This is a genomic window from Cryobacterium sp. N22 (genome assembly GCF_002929555.1).
In the GTDB taxonomy this organism is placed as follows: domain Bacteria; phylum Actinomycetota; class Actinomycetes; order Actinomycetales; family Microbacteriaceae; genus Cryobacterium.
Genome location: NZ_PJJP01000038.1, coordinates 127,676 through 142,801, shown reverse-complemented (window position 1 = coordinate 142,801; position 15,126 = coordinate 127,676). Strand labels below are relative to the sequence as shown.

17 protein-coding genes are annotated in these 15,126 nt (G+C 66.8%); 16 read left to right on the top strand and 1 reads right to left on the bottom strand.

The annotated features are described in order from the left end of the window. Window positions 1–32: 32 nt before the first annotated feature. A complete protein-coding gene (locus CXY76_RS14650) occupies window positions 33–422 on the bottom strand; it encodes a hypothetical protein (RefSeq protein ID WP_104165793.1) in 390 nt (129 codons plus the stop codon). 251 nt (window positions 423–673) lie between these two features. Here CXY76_RS14650 and CXY76_RS14645 point away from each other — a divergent pair, with 251 nt between their 5' ends. From CXY76_RS14645 to fusA, 16 genes are all read left to right on the top strand, one after another. Then, window positions 674–988 carry a hypothetical protein gene (locus CXY76_RS14645; RefSeq protein WP_104165791.1) on the top strand — a complete coding sequence of 105 codons (315 nt, stop codon included), beginning with the start codon at window positions 674–676 and terminating at the stop codon, window positions 986–988. Between the two features lie 67 nt (window positions 989–1,055). Beyond that, on the top strand, window positions 1,056–2,390 hold the full coding sequence (locus CXY76_RS14640; protein WP_104165789.1) for a putative T7SS-secreted protein: 1,335 nt from the start codon (window positions 1,056–1,058) through the stop codon (window positions 2,388–2,390). A gap of 4 nt (window positions 2,391–2,394) precedes the next feature. Further along, a complete protein-coding gene (locus tag CXY76_RS14635; protein ID WP_104165787.1) occupies window positions 2,395–3,036 on the top strand; it encodes a hypothetical protein in 642 nt (213 codons plus the stop codon). Next, on the top strand, window positions 3,033–3,623 hold the full coding sequence (locus CXY76_RS14630) for a hypothetical protein (protein ID WP_104165785.1): 591 nt from the start codon (window positions 3,033–3,035) through the stop codon (window positions 3,621–3,623). The genes CXY76_RS14635 and CXY76_RS14630 overlap by 4 nt, the downstream gene beginning before the upstream one ends. Continuing rightward, on the top strand, window positions 3,620–4,486 hold the full coding sequence (locus tag CXY76_RS14625) for a hypothetical protein (RefSeq protein WP_104165783.1): 867 nt from the start codon (window positions 3,620–3,622) through the stop codon (window positions 4,484–4,486). The genes CXY76_RS14630 and CXY76_RS14625 overlap by 4 nt, the downstream gene beginning before the upstream one ends. A gap of 3 nt (window positions 4,487–4,489) precedes the next feature. Further along, window positions 4,490–5,404, top strand: coding sequence for a hypothetical protein (locus tag CXY76_RS14620; RefSeq protein WP_104165781.1), 915 nt, complete (start codon window positions 4,490–4,492; stop codon window positions 5,402–5,404). 301 nt (window positions 5,405–5,705) lie between these two features. After that, window positions 5,706–6,002 carry a WXG100 family type VII secretion target gene (locus CXY76_RS14615; RefSeq protein WP_088457201.1) on the top strand — a complete coding sequence of 99 codons (297 nt, stop codon included), beginning with the start codon at window positions 5,706–5,708 and terminating at the stop codon, window positions 6,000–6,002. A gap of 117 nt (window positions 6,003–6,119) precedes the next feature. Beyond that, window positions 6,120–6,608, top strand: coding sequence for a hypothetical protein (locus CXY76_RS14610; protein ID WP_104165779.1), 489 nt, complete (start codon window positions 6,120–6,122; stop codon window positions 6,606–6,608). Between the two features lie 2 nt (window positions 6,609–6,610). Beyond that, complete coding sequence (locus tag CXY76_RS14605; RefSeq protein WP_104165777.1) at window positions 6,611–7,537, top strand: hypothetical protein; 927 nt, start codon at window positions 6,611–6,613, stop codon at window positions 7,535–7,537. After that, window positions 7,530–9,251, top strand: a complete 1,722-nt coding sequence (locus CXY76_RS14600; RefSeq protein ID WP_104165775.1) for a hypothetical protein — start codon at window positions 7,530–7,532, stop codon at window positions 9,249–9,251. Before CXY76_RS14605 ends, CXY76_RS14600 begins: the two co-directional genes overlap by 8 nt. Continuing rightward, window positions 9,248–9,778, top strand: a complete 531-nt coding sequence (locus CXY76_RS14595; RefSeq protein WP_104165773.1) for a hypothetical protein — start codon at window positions 9,248–9,250, stop codon at window positions 9,776–9,778. The genes CXY76_RS14600 and CXY76_RS14595 overlap by 4 nt, the downstream gene beginning before the upstream one ends. A 60-nt stretch (window positions 9,779–9,838) precedes the next feature. Continuing rightward, window positions 9,839–10,480 (top strand): YitT family protein, encoded by a 642-nt coding sequence (locus CXY76_RS14590; protein WP_233199870.1) that lies wholly within the window; start codon window positions 9,839–9,841, stop codon window positions 10,478–10,480. A gap of 485 nt (window positions 10,481–10,965) precedes the next feature. Further along, window positions 10,966–11,607, top strand: a complete 642-nt coding sequence (locus tag CXY76_RS14585; protein WP_104165771.1) for a spermidine/putrescine ABC transporter substrate-binding protein — start codon at window positions 10,966–10,968, stop codon at window positions 11,605–11,607. A gap of 388 nt (window positions 11,608–11,995) precedes the next feature. Then, window positions 11,996–12,370 (top strand): 30S ribosomal protein S12, encoded by a 375-nt coding sequence (gene rpsL, locus CXY76_RS14580; RefSeq protein ID WP_055811472.1) that lies wholly within the window; start codon window positions 11,996–11,998, stop codon window positions 12,368–12,370. Next, window positions 12,370–12,840 carry a 30S ribosomal protein S7 gene (rpsG, locus tag CXY76_RS14575; RefSeq protein WP_066597688.1) on the top strand — a complete coding sequence of 157 codons (471 nt, stop codon included), beginning with the start codon at window positions 12,370–12,372 and terminating at the stop codon, window positions 12,838–12,840. Before rpsL ends, rpsG begins: the two co-directional genes overlap by 1 nt. Window positions 12,841–12,958: 118 nt before the next feature. After that, window positions 12,959–15,073 carry an elongation factor G gene (gene fusA / locus CXY76_RS14570; RefSeq protein WP_104165769.1) on the top strand — a complete coding sequence of 705 codons (2,115 nt, stop codon included), beginning with the start codon at window positions 12,959–12,961 and terminating at the stop codon, window positions 15,071–15,073. Window positions 15,074–15,126: the final 53 nt, after the last annotated feature.

Below are 15,126 nucleotides of genomic sequence, written 5' to 3'. Positions count from 1 at the left end.
ACTCTCGGCTCGCGGGATCTCGACAGGCTCGATCAACGGTTGGTCGCGACCATCTCGTTGGTCGGGCCGGTGTTTGGGTCGCGACCATCTCGTTGGTCGAGCTTGTCGAGACCTGGCGACCTGGCCTCGCGGACGTGCCCGGCTCGCGGGATCTCGACAGGCTCGATCAACGTATGGGTCGCGACCATCTCGTTGGTCGAGCTTGTCGAGACCTGGCGACCTGGCCTCGCGAACGTGCCCGGCTCGCGGGATCTCGACAGGCTCGACCAACGGTGGGTCGCGACCATCTCGTTGGTCGGGCCGGTGTGTGGGTCGCGACCATCTCGTTGGTCGAGCTTGTCGAGACCTGGCGACCTGGCCTCGCGGACGTGCCCGGCTCGCGGGATCTCGACAGGCTCGATCAACGTATGGGTCGCGACCATCTCGTTGGTCGAGCTTGTCGAGACCTGGCGACCTGGCCTCGCGAACGTGCCCGGCTCGCGGGATCTCGACAGGCTCGATCAGCGGCTGGTCGCGACCATCTCGTTGGTCGAGACCGGCAGTGGGCACTGTGATGGGGACCGCTGCCCATCGAACCCATTCGCCGGGTTCGGTACTGTGCTAACAGGCAGCCAGCCAACGCGCATCCGTCGCGGCGCAGCCGGTCAAGCCGAACACTTAGGGGGAATCGATCATGAGTGATCTCATCATCAACCTGCAGCTGCTTCATCAGCTGCGGGACGACCTGGACGCCGTCGTGAAGGAATTCACCAATGCAGACGACTTCAGCAACGATGTGTCCACGGCCACCGGCCACGACAACCTCGGCAACCACGTGGAAGACTTCGCGCACAAGTGGAACGACAAGCGCAAGGCCATGACCGAAGCCGTCGAGGCGCTGCGCAAGAAGATCGACGGCATCACCGACGGGTTCACCCAGGTGGATGACGGCCTCGCGAAGGCGCTCACCGACTCGGCCCCGCCGCAGCAGACCGCCACCCCGAAGTGACGCCCATGCCGCGATCCGCCCGCCGGGCCACCCCGAGATCTTCCCGCAGCCTGCCGAAGGAATCATCATGACCGACACCGAATTCCGTGCACTCGAGGGTAATCCCGACCTGTTGCGCACCAAGGCGCAGCACTACGCCGAGATCGCCAACGCCATCACCCGCTCGGTGACCACCCTCAACTCGATCAAGTCGGTTGAGGGCATGACGTCCAAGGCCATCGACGCGATCCGCGAGGAGGCCGGCAAGGTCGCCGACGACATCACCAAGGCCAAGGACCGCTACGCCGGCACCGCGCAGGCCCTGATCACCTACTCGGCTCAGCTGCGCATCGCCCAGGACTCCGCCAACACCGCCATCGCGAACATCGGCGACAAGGAATCCGAATCCGAGACGGCCAGCCGCACCGCGTCGCGCACCGCCGCCACGGCCGAGACCGCCACCCCGGAGACCAGCGCCACCGACACTGCCGCCGCCGACAAGGCCGACGAAGCCGCCCAGGCCGCCGGCAAGGCGTTGCAAGCCGCCCAAGGGGAGTGGCAGGCGGCTCTTGCGGTGAAGAACCAGGCGGCCGAGACGGCCATCACCGCGATCCTCGAGGTCGTCGAGGGCAAGAAGAGCCAGGACCTCAACGACACCTGGTGGGATGACTGGGGCGCCAAGGCACTCGACATCCTCAAGGTCATCTGCGACTGGGCCGGCGTGCTCGCCATCTTCCTGGCCTGGGTGCCCATCCTGGGGCAGGTGCTGCTGGTGCTCGCCGCCGTCGGCGCGGTGCTCACCCTCATCGAGGCCACCGTCAAGGCCATCAACGGTGACGGCAGCTGGTGGGCAGTTGCCGGTGCTGCTGTCGGCGCGGTGCTGTCGGTCTTCGGCGGCAAGATCTTCTCGATCGGCGCCAAGTACCTGCGCGCGTCGATGATCACCAAGGCGGCGAACAGCCTCGACGGCGCTCCGGCCCTTAGCCGACAGATCAGCGGCGTCGGCCGGCACAGCTCGGCGTTCATGAGCGTCGACAACGCGGCAGCCACCGTGGCGAAGCCTTTCAAGGATTCGCTGGCCGAGGCATTCAAGAAGTCCTTCAAGCCCGAATTCACCGCGGGCGCGTCCCCCGCGCAGTTGTTGCGCGAGGCGGCCGAGAAGGCGCTTCCCACACTCGACAACTTCGCGCCCACCAATCTGCTGAAGCTCAACACCGACCTGCTGGACTTCTACCGGATGGCCGCGAAGGCGCCGAACCTTCTCGACGGGCCCATGGTCATCCAGGGCGTCATGCTGTCGACGTACCAGGTGAACACCATGTACAAGGCCGTCGACGGCCTGATGGAGAACCCGATGGAGCCGTTCCTCGGTGACTACTCCGGCGTCGTAGACCAGGTCGGCAAGACATTCGGGAGAGAATAGACCGATGACTTCGCGTACCCCGCTTCCCAACAGGGACATCGTCGACCTCAGCGTCAACGCCGACCAGACCTGGTATCCGATTCCGCTCGGCGGCCCAGAGACCGCACTGTGGGGTGAGGTCCTCGCCGCCGAGGTGGTGACGGATGCCGTCAGTCGCCGCACGCTCGGCGAGCAGCTGAAGACGCTGCAGGTGCGGCTCGCCGGTATCGGTAACCCGCGCGTGAGCTGCGCCGTGTGGATCCCGTACCCGGAGTCCGGCCGGGCCTCCTGTGCCCTTGGCTTCGAACTCACCGACATCGGCGCCGGCCTCTCCAGCGAGGATGCCGCCGCGACGTACTTGGCAGAGCTGCAGGCCGACGAGGGCCGGCGCTTCCCGGGCACCGAGTACCTCGGCGTCACCACCTGGCAGGGTGAGGTTGCCGCCGGACCGTTCGTCGCCGCGCACAACTTCATCTCCCGCCGCGACCCGGGCGACGCTGAAGCCACCATCGAGGAGCGCACGGTCTTCGCCGTGTTCCCGCCCGGTGCCGCCCAGTTCGTGCAACTGGTCTTCTCCGCCGAGGGCGTCGGCGCCTTCGTCAACATGCCTCGCCAGACCGAAGAGGTTGCCGCGACCCTGCGCATCGAACTCGAGGAGACCGCGTGACCCGCGAGGTAGTCAGCCCGGACCAGACCTATTCGATCATCCTGCCCGGCACGTGGGCGGTCATCCCGTTGCAGGACGAGGCCGCGATGACCAAGCGCATCGTGGCCATGGTGAAGAAGCAGGTCGGCGGCGGCGATCGTGCCGCGCGCCTGCGCCGGCAGACCCGGGACGAGTTCGTGAAGACCGCGCAGCAGGCCCGGGATGCCGGCGCCACGTCGTTCGCGCTGTCCCTGGAACTCATGCCCGGCATTCCCTTCCCCGCGGCGATGCTCTCCACGATTGAGAGCTGGCCGGTGCTCGCATCCGCCGAGCTGGCCGTGGCCGACCGGCTGCGCGCCGCCCTGCCCGGTGCCGTGCTGCTCGAACACCAGAGCGGACCGGTAGCCCGGGAGTCCGAGGCCGCGCAACAACGGGTCGGCGGGGAGAAGGTACCGTCGCTGCGCGTCGTGTACTGGGTGCCGCGCCCGCACAGCGATGACCTGCTGCGCATCACGATTTCCGCACCCATGGTCGAGAGCCCCGAGCTCTTCACCGAACTGTTCGACGCGATCGTTGACTCGATCACCTGGAAGGCCGACTCGATATGAGCCACAGCACCGCCACGCCCGAAACCACGACAGGACGCAACACCCGCGGCCTGATCCTGCTCTCGATCGGGGCGGTGCTCACCCTCGCGGCGGTCGGCTTGCTCATTGTGACCATCGTGGGAATCTCCTCATTGCAGGCCGAGACGCTGGCCCGCATCAGCGAGGAAAACCTGGAGTACCGGGCCGAGTTCGGCTTTGTGGAACGAGAACTCTCGTCGCTGTCCGGCATGACCGCGTTCCCGGCCGTGCTGCTGGTCGCCGCCGCCTGCTTCCTGATTCCGGGCTACCTGCGCCGCCGCGGCGTGATGGCCGAACGCGACACCACCTTCTGGCGCGGCGGCTCCACCACCGCCAAGTTCAAGCCGCTGCCGCTGGGCCTGCACGCCGCCTGGCTGCTGCTGCCCCTGGCGGCCTGGGTACTGCTGGTGCTCATCCCGTTGCAGAACCTCATCGGCGGCACCGCGTGGCCCGCCGGCCTGGAAGACGACAACGCCACCGCGGTGTGGATGCTGCTCGCCTCCTACGGTGGCCTGGCCGCCGCCCTGTTCGCGGTGATCCTGGTGTCGCTGGTGAAGAAGGCCGTCTACATGCAGCGGGTGCGGTCGCACCCGGAGGCCGTCGACGGCAGCGCCGGCAAGGGTCTCTGGCGTTGGATCACCTTCCGCTGGCGCTTCGACCTGTGGATCGCCGGCATCGGCGGCGCCTTCGTGGGCCTGTGCTGGATCGCCCTCGGCTTCGAGGACACCCCGTTTTTCGTCACCACGCTGTGCATCGGCCTGGGCCTGGTCATCGGCGGCCTGCTTCTCACGGTGAACTACTGGCGAGCCGGCGAGCCCCTCGGCGCCGCCGAGTCCTACTCCTAGCCCGTGCCCCGGTCTGCCCAGCCTCGCCGCCTCAGCGCCGCGCAGCGCCGCAAGGCCGAGATCGCCAGCCGTTCCCGCACGGTGGGCTCGGACAAGACCCCGAGCCAACCCACTCCGTTCAGCGCATCCACTCTCTACATCGTGGGCGGAATGTTGGTCGCCGCGGCGATGGTGCTTCTCTCCCTGATGGCCGCGCGCACCGCAGGCGGCGATGACCTGCGCGAATTCGCCGGCGGGGAGACCTGGGGAGACAACCTCGTCACCGCGCCGTTCCTGATCCTGATGGTCGCCGCGGTGCCGCTGTTCCTGGCCGAGTATCACCGGCGCGGCCTGTGGTTCACCCGTGAGCGAGGCGCCTTCCAGGGCGGCTCGAACGTGGTCGTGCTGCGACCCGCCCGGCTCTGGTCCCGGGCGCTCTGGCTGCTGGTCAGCATCCTGGCCTGGGTCGTGCTGATCGCCCTGCCGGTGCACTACGACATCACCACCGACGTCTTCGCCGACGCCGACTCCAGTCTGTGGACGCTGCTCGTGGCCCACGGCACCTTCGCGGCCGGGATGACCGTCGTGCTGGTCTTCTCCTTCGTCAAGCGGATGACCTACGAGCGCCTGACCGCCCGGTTCGGCGGCGGCATCGTCTACGGTTCGGTCAGCCAGCGGCTCTGGCGCTTCCTGTCCTACCAATTCCGCCTCGAGTTGTGGTTCGCGTTCTGCTGCGGGGCGGCCCTCGGCACCATCCCGCTGCTCTATCAGCTCGGTGCCCAGAGCTGCTACACAGCCGAGTGCGTCCCGGTTCCCGATGCCGCTCTGCTGGCCTGGATCCTCTGGATCGCTGCCGGCTGCGCCGCCGTGGCGCTGATCGGCTGCCTCAACGCCTGGCGTTCGGGCAAGTCGCTCTACAGCGCCGAGTCCGTCACCTGACTCCGAGCCCCGCGACTCGGCCTCCCAACGGCGCCTCGTTGGTCGAGCTTGTCGAGACCCCGCGACCCGGCCTCTGGTGGTTCACCCCGCCCGGCCCGCCTCACGTGGTTTCGACAAGCTCAACCAGCGGGCCGGTTGCGTTCGCAGGTTGGTGCACCTGGTTTCGGCAGGCTCAACCGGCAGCGATGGGGTGCATGGGGAGTGCTGCCCATTCCGCATTCCTACCCGGGTTCGTTAGGTTGTACATAGTCGGTCGGCCTGAGGGGGTTGGCCCCGAACTACTAATAAGGAGCAGTAACTCATGGCGAATATGAACGTAACTTACGGCGAGATGAACGATGCGTCGCGCAGCCTGATCGCTGGCAAGGACGACCTCACCGCCAAGCTGTCGCAGCTGCAGAGCCTGGTCAACAACCTCGTCGCCGGTGGCTTCGTCACCGACGCCGCGTCGGGCGCCTTCCACACCTCGTACGAGCAGTTCACCAAGGGCACCACCGAGGCAGTCAACGGCCTCCAGGGCATGTCGGAGTTCCTCACCCGGGCGGCCACCGCCCTGGAGAACGTCGACAGCGAGCTCGCCCGCGGCATCGGCGGCTAATTCCGCTTCTTCAGACCAAAGGCGTGACCGGTTTCCGGTCACGCCTTTGGTCGATCTGCACCGCACCCCAAGCCACACCTGAGTCCTAACCCAGAGCATTCACCCCAGGGAGACCGCATGTACGGCGATATGACGGCACTCGGCCGGCAATCCGCCGCGCTGCGCACCCTCGCCGAGGACACCCGCACCCGCGCCACCACGCTGCGTTCCGCCGTGGGCACGACCTGGGTGTCGTCCGCCGCGGCGACGTTCATCGAGCAGCTCGGCCAGCGGGCCACCAATCTCGACACCTCCGCCACTTCGCTCGACGAGGCGGCCGACGCGATCGACGCGCACATCCGGTCGGTCGAAGCCGTGAAACAGGCCATCGTCGAAGCCGAGCAGTGGATCTCCGACCGCTGGAACGACGCCGCCCGGCTGGTGGGCAACACCGTCGAGGTGATTTCAGAGGGCGTCGAGAACGTCTTCGAATTCTTCGGCACCGAAGTTCCCCGCGCGCTCGTGAGCGAAGCCGACGAACTCATCCGCACGGTTCGGGAACTGCCGACCCCGGGCTCGCCCGACTGGCTCGACCTGGCCGACACCTTCCACCGACGGGGCTGGTAACCATGGCTTTCTCCACCACGCCCACCTCCCCGACCACACCGGCCCGGTTCGGCCTCACCGTCGACCAGCTGCACCTGCTGCAAAGCCGCTGCCCCGGCATCACCCTGCCGGGCGAGTTCCACTCCGCCTGGGGCGCCGAGGTGGGCGACAACGAACGTGACGAACGGATGCTCGTCGCCGAGCTGGGCCTCATCGACCAGGGCCTGCTGCGGGCGGCGCCCACCGACGCCCCGACCGACGACTTCGCCGCCCGGGTGCACCCGGCCGTGCTCGGCTTCCTCGGCCTGTTCACCGAGCCCGCCCTGCTCCTCGCCGTGCACTCCTGGGGCGGAGGCCGCACCATCGCACAGATCATCGCCGTGCGCGCCGGCTTCGCCGCCTCACTGGTGCGCGGCCAACGACTCGACGACCACGGCAGCCACCCCGCCAACGAGGATGCCGTCGAACTCTCCGCGTTCCCCGTTTCCGCCCTGATCGGCGAAACGCTGCGCTCGCTCGTGCGCCTCGAACCGAAGACCAGCACCCCGACCCCGCGCGGCCGGCCCGCATCCGTCGTGCTGCCGCTCACCCTGGCCCAGGGCATGATCGGCGCCATCCGCACCGGCAGCCCCGAGATCATCCACGCGGCCGCACTCGAAGTGGGGCTGCCCCAGTCCGAGCAGGTGCTCACCGGGCCCTCGTTCGGTATCGACGCCGGCTACAGCGTGGCCGCCACCTCTCTCACCGGCGACGCCCTCGCCGTGCACTGGTTCCGCAGCGCGGACGGCTGGTTCCAGCTGAGCGCCGACACCCCGCTGGTGGGCCGCATCGAGTCCACCGTCGACGTCGTCGACTCCAGCCGGGTGCGCATCGATACCACCGGCCCGGCCGCGATCACCGGCCAGGTCACCACCGCCATCGGCTCGCTGCTCGGGGTGCTCCGTGGCTGAGCCCACCTTCACCGTCGCCGGGGGAGCGGGCGGCATCGGTGCGCACCTCGATGACATGCGCACCGAGTCCGGGCAGCTCGCGGCGATGGCGCAGCAGCTCGTGGACCAGGCTCGCAGCGCCGCCGGCATCGCGGTGGACGGCGACCTGCTGGCCTCCGCCATCCTCTCGCCGATCACCGCGGCGGCGGCCGAGCAGCAGATCGCGTTCGCCACCGGCCAGATGCTGATCTTCGCCACCGACGCCGGTGTCACCGCGGTGTTCCTGGCCGGCGCCGTGGATGCCTACGAGGCCGTTGACCGCAGCCTCTCGATCCTTGCCGATGCGGCCGTGAACACCGGCACCTTCATCGTGGGCGTGATGGCCGTGCCGCTCGCCGTGGGCCTCGGCCTGGTCGCGGCCGCCGATGTGGCCCTGGTCTACGCGGCCGGCTACGGCGGCGAGGCGCTGGAGTCGCTCGGCGAGGGCGTCGAGAACGTGCTCGCCCACCCCGGCTCGCTCGCCAATCCCGCCCTCGCGCTCGGACTGGTCCTGGCCGGCGCGGCGGCGAACTACGACGGCGACGAGGCGCAGGAAACCGTGGACGGCACCCTCGCCGACCAGCTGGCCCAGCTCAACGAACTGGCGGGGGAGAACGCCTGGGCCGTCGACCTGATCGCCCAGGGCGCCCCGGGGCTGCTCTCCGGTCTCACCCTGCCGCTGACGCTGCTGCTGGGCCCGGTTGCCAGCAACGCGCTGCTGGCCAAGCTCACCGGGGTGCCGTGGCCGCCCACCAGCTACGAGCAGGCGCTGCAGGCCATCATCGGGGCGGGCAACCAGGGCGGCTTCTTCGACGACGGACCGCTGCTCACAAGCGACAACCTGATCAATCCGCCCGAAATCGTCGGAGCCGACGTCGCCACCCCGACCAGCCTCGAGGGCCTGTTCACCGGGTCGGCGCAGATCGACAAATACGACACCTCCGCCACCGGCGACGAAGACGCACTGGCGCGCATCCGCATCACCGAGGTGCCCGGCACCCCGCCGAGTTTCATCGTGCAGGTGCCCAGCACCCAGGTGTGGGACCCGGCCGCCGGCAGCACCCCGAACGACGTCACCAGCGACACCCACGCCATGCTCGCCCAGCAGACGGCGCTGTCCAGCGCCGTGGATGCGGCGATGCAGGAGGCCGGCATCACCAAGGACAACCCGGTGATGATCCAGGGCTTCAGCCTGGGTGGCATCGTCGCCGGGCAGATGGCCGCCGATCCGAGCCTGAACTACAACTTCACCCACGTCGTCACCGGCGGATCTCCCGTGGCCAACTTCGACATCCCCAGCGACGTGCAGGTGCTCTCGATCGAGTTCGACGAAGACCCGGTGGCCAAGCTCGACGGCCACAACAACCCCGACGCCGCGAACTGGACCACCGTGCAGGCCTCCGCCCCGTCACTGCCGGGCGACAACGGCGTGCCGGTCGGCATCGCCGGCGAACAGGGCGCGCACAACGCCGAACGGTACGCAATCACGGCCGGCGAGGTTTCGGCGTCGTCGGACCCGAGCGTCACCGCATTCACCGAGTCCGCGGGGGAGTACTTCCCGGACGCGGATGCCGAGTTGGCAGTGACCATGGTCACCGACGACCAGACCCACATCACCACGACCACCACGACCAACACGGAAACCGGCGCGGTCGTGTCCACCACCACCGACTACGGAGCGCAACGCAACCCATGAACCGCCGGCACCACGCGTTGACGATCCGCCGAACGGTTCTGCTCGTCGCGGCGACCCTGAGCGCCGCGCTGGCGCTGGGCGGATGTGCCGGTTTCGGCCGGTCCGGCCAGCCCACGGCCCCGAACCCCTCAGCGACCGCGACCCGCACTACGGCGCAGGTCACCGACGAACTGAGCCAGCTGCCCGGGGTGAGCGCGGCGTTCGTCTCGACCGGGCCGGTGGGGCTGCCCAACCAACTGGAACTGACCGTCGGGCTGAACCTCGAGGCCGGCTACCCGGGCGATGTGCCCGCGCTGCTGGACTACACGCTCGCCATGGCCTGGTCCGCGACCGCGGAGGAGCCCACCACCACGGCGTCTGTAGCGTTCCGGGACGGCGACTCGGCCCTCGACCTGGCGCCGGCCGCCGCCGCCCTCGGCTGGACCGGGATGACCGGCCCCACCCTGGCCGTGTCCATGGACGAGATGGCCGACCGGTACGGCCCCTGGCCCGGACCGGTACCCGAGAGGCCGGCGGCGCTGGGCTGAGCCCCCGGCTCGATACCATGGCGTAATGACTTGCGCCATCTTCACCCCCGAGCCGCGCGCGTGACGCGCGCCGCTTCCGCCCCGATCGTCGACCCGTCCGAGCGTCCGCAGCGGGTGCCGCACAGCCGGGTCGAGAACGCGGTGGCGCTGCTCATCGGCACCTTCGCGGTCTCATTCGGGCTGTACCTGCTGAAAGAGGTCGGCGTGGCCACAGGCGGCACCGCCGGCATCGCCCTGTTGGCCAGCTACGCCACCAGCTGGTCGTTCGGAGTGTGGTTCGTGCTGGTCAACCTGCCGTTCTTCGCCCTGGCGATCTGGCGCATGGGCTGGCGCTTCACGGTCAAGACCCTCGTCGCCGTGGTGCTCGTCTCGGTGTTCTCCGAGGTGCACCCGCTCATGCTCGAAATCGGGGATATGAACCCGATCTACGCCACGCTGCTCGGCAGTCTGCTGGCCGGCATCGGCCTGATCGTGCTGTTCCGTCACCAGGCCAGCCTGGGCGGGGTCAACATCCTGGCGCTCTACCTGCAGAAGAGCCGCGGCTGGCGCGCCGGCTACGTGCAGCTCGTGGTGGACGTGCTCATCGTGCTCGCCGCCTTCGCGACCCTGCCGCTGCCGATGGTGCTGCTCTCGGTGGTGGGCGCGGTCATCCTCAACATGATCATCGCCATGAACCACCGCCCCGACCGCTACTTCGGCTGAGCAGGCCCTCCCGCTCCGCTGGTCGAGCCCTCTCCGCTGATCGAGCTCGCCCGCTGATCGCGCTCACCCGCTGATCGAGCTTGTCGAGATCTCGTGACCATTCCCACGGATCGAGACCGCCCGTTGGTTGAGCTTGTCGAAACCCGGTGACGTGCGTTCAGAGGTCGGCTTACGGGGTCTCGACAAGCTCGACCAGCGAGATGGTCGCCCCCGTTCCGTTGGTTGAGCTTGTCGAAACCCGGTGACGTGCGTTCAGAGGTCGGCTTACGGGGTCTCGACAAGCTCGACCAGCGAGATGGTCGCCCCCGTTCCGTTGGTTGAGCTTGTCGAAACCTGGTGACGTGCGTTCAGAGGTCGGCTTATGGGGTCTCGACAAGCTCGACCAGCGAGATGGTCGGCCAGTTACGCGGGTCGCCCCCGTTCCGTTGGTTGAGCTTGTCGAAACCGGGTGACTCCGGGCCTTACAGCGACTAAACTTGACAGTCATGGATGCATCCATCGAGTCGCGGGTCGACCGCGAGGTCGAGGCCTGGCTGCGTTGGGTTCCGCGATGGCGGCCCGGCACGCACCGGGCACGCTCCAGACTCTGCCAGCAGTGCTTCGGCTCCCCGGTGCTGCGCGCCGCCGGACTCGACACGGATGTGCCGCACGCGGTGCAACATCCGCTCTCGATGCGCATGAAGACGCTCGTCGAAGACGAGGTGGAGACCTACACCGCACAGAGCCTGCCGCTGCTCAACCGTGAACTGGGCCTCATCGAACTGCGCCGGGCCGCGCAGGCGTACCGGCCGCTCGAGGGCCTCGAGCCGGAGTTCGACGGCATCGACCTGGACCCGCCCGCCGAACCGGACTCTCCGTACCTGTTCACCTTCGAGGAGTTCGTGCAGCCGCTCACCGCCGACGACCCCGAACTCGTGCCGCCCCCGCTGAGCATCGAGGAGAAGGCGGCCCTGCGGGTGGAGATGCGGCTGGCGGATGACTACGCCGGCCTGGTGGGCAAACGGGTGTGCGCCGACCTCCGCGGGCACCGCGCCGAGCTGCAGCAGGCCATCGCCACGTTCGTGGAACCGCAGGTGCAGGCGCTGCTGGCCGATCTGGGCAGCACGCTTGACCCGCACAGCAGGTAAGTGAATCGGCTCGCGGGGTCTCGACAGGCTCGACCAACGATTGGTGGGGACCGTGGAACGGTACGCGGGGTCTCGACAGGCTCGACCAACCGGGCTCGCTTGACCCGCCGCCCCGGCGGGGTTTAGAATTATCCGGTGTGCGCTTTGTCGTGCGCTTCAGTTATGCCGCTTCGTTGTCTGACATCGGGTTGCACTTCAGACGCCCCGACACTTCACGCAAACAGGGTTTGCTCTCCGAGCGGCCCCCACGGCATACCCACCAGAATGACCGGAAGCAATTCCGTGATGTCCGGCGGGTCCAGATGAACTCGATGAGCACTGAGAAGTGCGATTCGAATGCTTTGACATCAGTCAGCTGTCACCGTGCAGCAAAAACAAGGAGTTATTAGTGCCCACCATTCAGCAGTTGGTGCGAAAGGGACGCAGCCCCAAGGTCACCAAGACCAAGGCTCCCGCCCTGAAGTCCAACCCCCAGCAGCGCGGCGTTTGCACGCGCGTGTACACGACCACCCCGAAGAAGCCGAACTCGGCTCTCCGCAAGGTTGCTCGCGTCAAGCTGTCCAACGGTACCGAGGTCACCGCCTACATCCCCGGTGAAGGCCACAACCTGCAGGAGCACTCGATGGTGCTCGTTCGCGGTGGTCGTGTTAAGGACCTCCCCGGTGTTCGTTACAAGATCGTTCGAGGCGCCCTGGACACCCAGGCAGTCAAGAACCGCAAGCAGGCTCGTAGCCGCTACGGCGCCAAGATGGAGAAGAAGTAATGCCTCGTAAAGGCCCAGCGCCCAAGCGTCCCGTTATCGCTGACCCGGTATACGGCGCCCCCATTGTTAGCCAGCTGGTCAACAAGATCCTCCTCGACGGCAAAAAGGGCCTCGCCGAGCGCATCGTTTACGATGCACTCGAAGGCGTCGTTGCCAAGAACGGTGCGGATGCTGTTGTCACGCTGAAGAAGGCACTCGACAACGTGCGCCCGACCCTCGAGGTGCGTTCGCGCCGCGTCGGTGGTTCCACCTACCAGGTGCCCGTCGAAGTCAAGCCGCACCGTGCGAACACTCTCGCGCTGCGTTGGTTGACCAGCTACGCCAAGGCGCGTCGCGAGAAGACCATGACCGAGCGTCTCACCAACGAGATCCTCGACGCGTCCAACGGCCTCGGTGCCGCTGTGAAGCGTCGTGAGGACACTCACAAGATGGCTGAAGCGAACAAGGCTTTCGCTCACTACCGCTGGTAGTCGCTACTCGCTGGTCGAGCTCGTCGAGACCTGGTCTCGACAAGCTCGACCGGCGGGCTAAGCCCGGCCGACAAGGCCTGTTCAACCTCATCTTTCACAAAACTTCCGGAGGACACCCGTGGCACTTGACGTGCTCACCGACCTGAGCAAGGTCCGCAACATCGGCATCATGGCCCACATTGATGCCGGCAAGACCACCACCACTGAGCGCATCCTGTTTTACACGGGTGTGAACCACAAGATCGGTGAGACGCACGATGGCGCCTCCACGATGGACTGGATGGCACAGGAGCAGGAACGTGGCATCACCATCACGTCCGCTGCCACGACGTGCTTCTGGGCCGGCAACCAGATCAACATCATCGACACCCCCGGCCACGTGGACTTCACCGTCGAGGTGGAGCGTTCGCTCCGCGTGCTCGACGGTGCTGTCGCCGTGTTCGACGGCAAGGAGGGCGTTGAGCCCCAGTCCGAGACCGTCTGGCGCCAGGCCGACAAGTACGACGTGCCCCGCATTTGCTTCGTCAACAAGATGGACAAGCTCGGCGCCGACTTCTACTACACCGTCGACACCATCATCAAGCGCCTCGGCGCCAAGCCGCTGGTCATCCAGCTGCCGATCGGTGAAGAGTCGAACTTCGAAGGGGTCGTTGACCTCGTCGAGATGCGCGCGCTGACCTGGCGTGGCGACTCCAAGGGTGACGTTGAGATGGGCGCGAAGTACGCCATCGAAGAGATCCCCGCCGACCTCGCCGAGAAGGCTGCGGAATACCGCAAGCTGCTCCTCGAGACCGTCGCCGAAACCGACGACGAGCTCATGGAGAAGTATTTCTCCGGTGAAGAGCTGACCGTGTCCGAGATCAAGCACGCGATCCGCAAGCTCACGGTCGCCAGCGAGATCTACCCGGTCCTCTGCGGTTCTGCGTTCAAGAACCGTGGTGTGCAGCCGATGCTGGATGCCGTTGTTGACTACCTGCCGACGCCGCTTGACGTGCCCGCCATTGAGGCGCACGACGCTCGCGACGAAGAAAAGGTCGTCATGCTGCACCCGAACGCCGACGAGCCGTTCGCGGCTCTGGCTTTCAAGGTTGCGGTGCACCCGTTCTTCGGTCGCCTCACCTACGTGCGCGTCTACTCGGGTCGTCTCGACTCCGGAGCCCAGGTCATCAACTCGACCAAGGGCAAGAAGGAGCGCATCGGCAAGATCTTCCAGATGCACGCCAACAAGGAGAACCCGGTCGGTTTCGTTACCGCCGGTCACATCTACGCGGTCATCGGGCTCAAGGACACCACCACCGGCGACACCCTGTGCGACCCGCAGCAGCAGGTCGTACTCGAGTCGATGACGTTCCCTGACCCGGTTATCGAGGTCGCCATCGAGCCGAAGACCAAGCAGGACCAGGAAAAGCTGGGTCTCGCGATCCAGAAGCTGGCCGAAGAAGACCCCACTTTCCGTACCGAGCAGAACCAGGAAACTGGTCAGACGGTCATCAAGGGAATGGGCGAGCTTCACCTGGACATCCTCGTCGACCGCATGAAGCGTGAATTCAACGTTGAGGCGAACGTCGGCAAGCCCCAGGTTGCTTACCGCGAGACGATCAAGAAGGCCGTCGAGCGTCACGACTACACGCACAAGAAGCAGACCGGTGGATCCGGCCAGTTCGCGAAGATTCAGTTCGCGATCGAGCCGCTTGAAATCACTGCCGACAAGTCGTACGAGTTCGTGAACAAGGTCACCGGCGGACGCATCCCCCGTGAGTACATCCCTTCGGTTGACGCCGGAATCCAGGATGCACTCAACGTGGGCGTGCTCGCCGGCTACCCGATGGTCGGCGTCAAGGCGAGCCTGCTTGACGGTGCCGCTCACGACGTCGACTCCTCGGAGATGGCGTTCAAGATTGCCGGTTCGATGGGCTTCAAGGAAGCCGTTCGTAAGGCAAACCCCGTTCTTCTCGAGCCGTTGATGGCCGTCGAGGTGCGCACCCCTGAGGAATACATGGGTGACGTCATCGGTGACCTCAACTCTCGCCGTGGCCAGATCCAGACCATGGAGGACGCACAGGGCGTGAAGGTTATCCGCGCCAACGTTCCGCTGTCGGAGATGTTCGGTTACATCGGCGACCTGAGGTCCAAGACCTCGGGCCGTGCGGTGTACTCGATGACTTTCGAGAGCTACCAGGAGGTCCCGAAGGCTGTTGCCGACGAGATCATCCAGAAGAACAAGGGCGAATAACCCCCCGGCCTTCGGGCCGAATCGCTTAGGCCTCCTGGCCCGAGTAACATAAA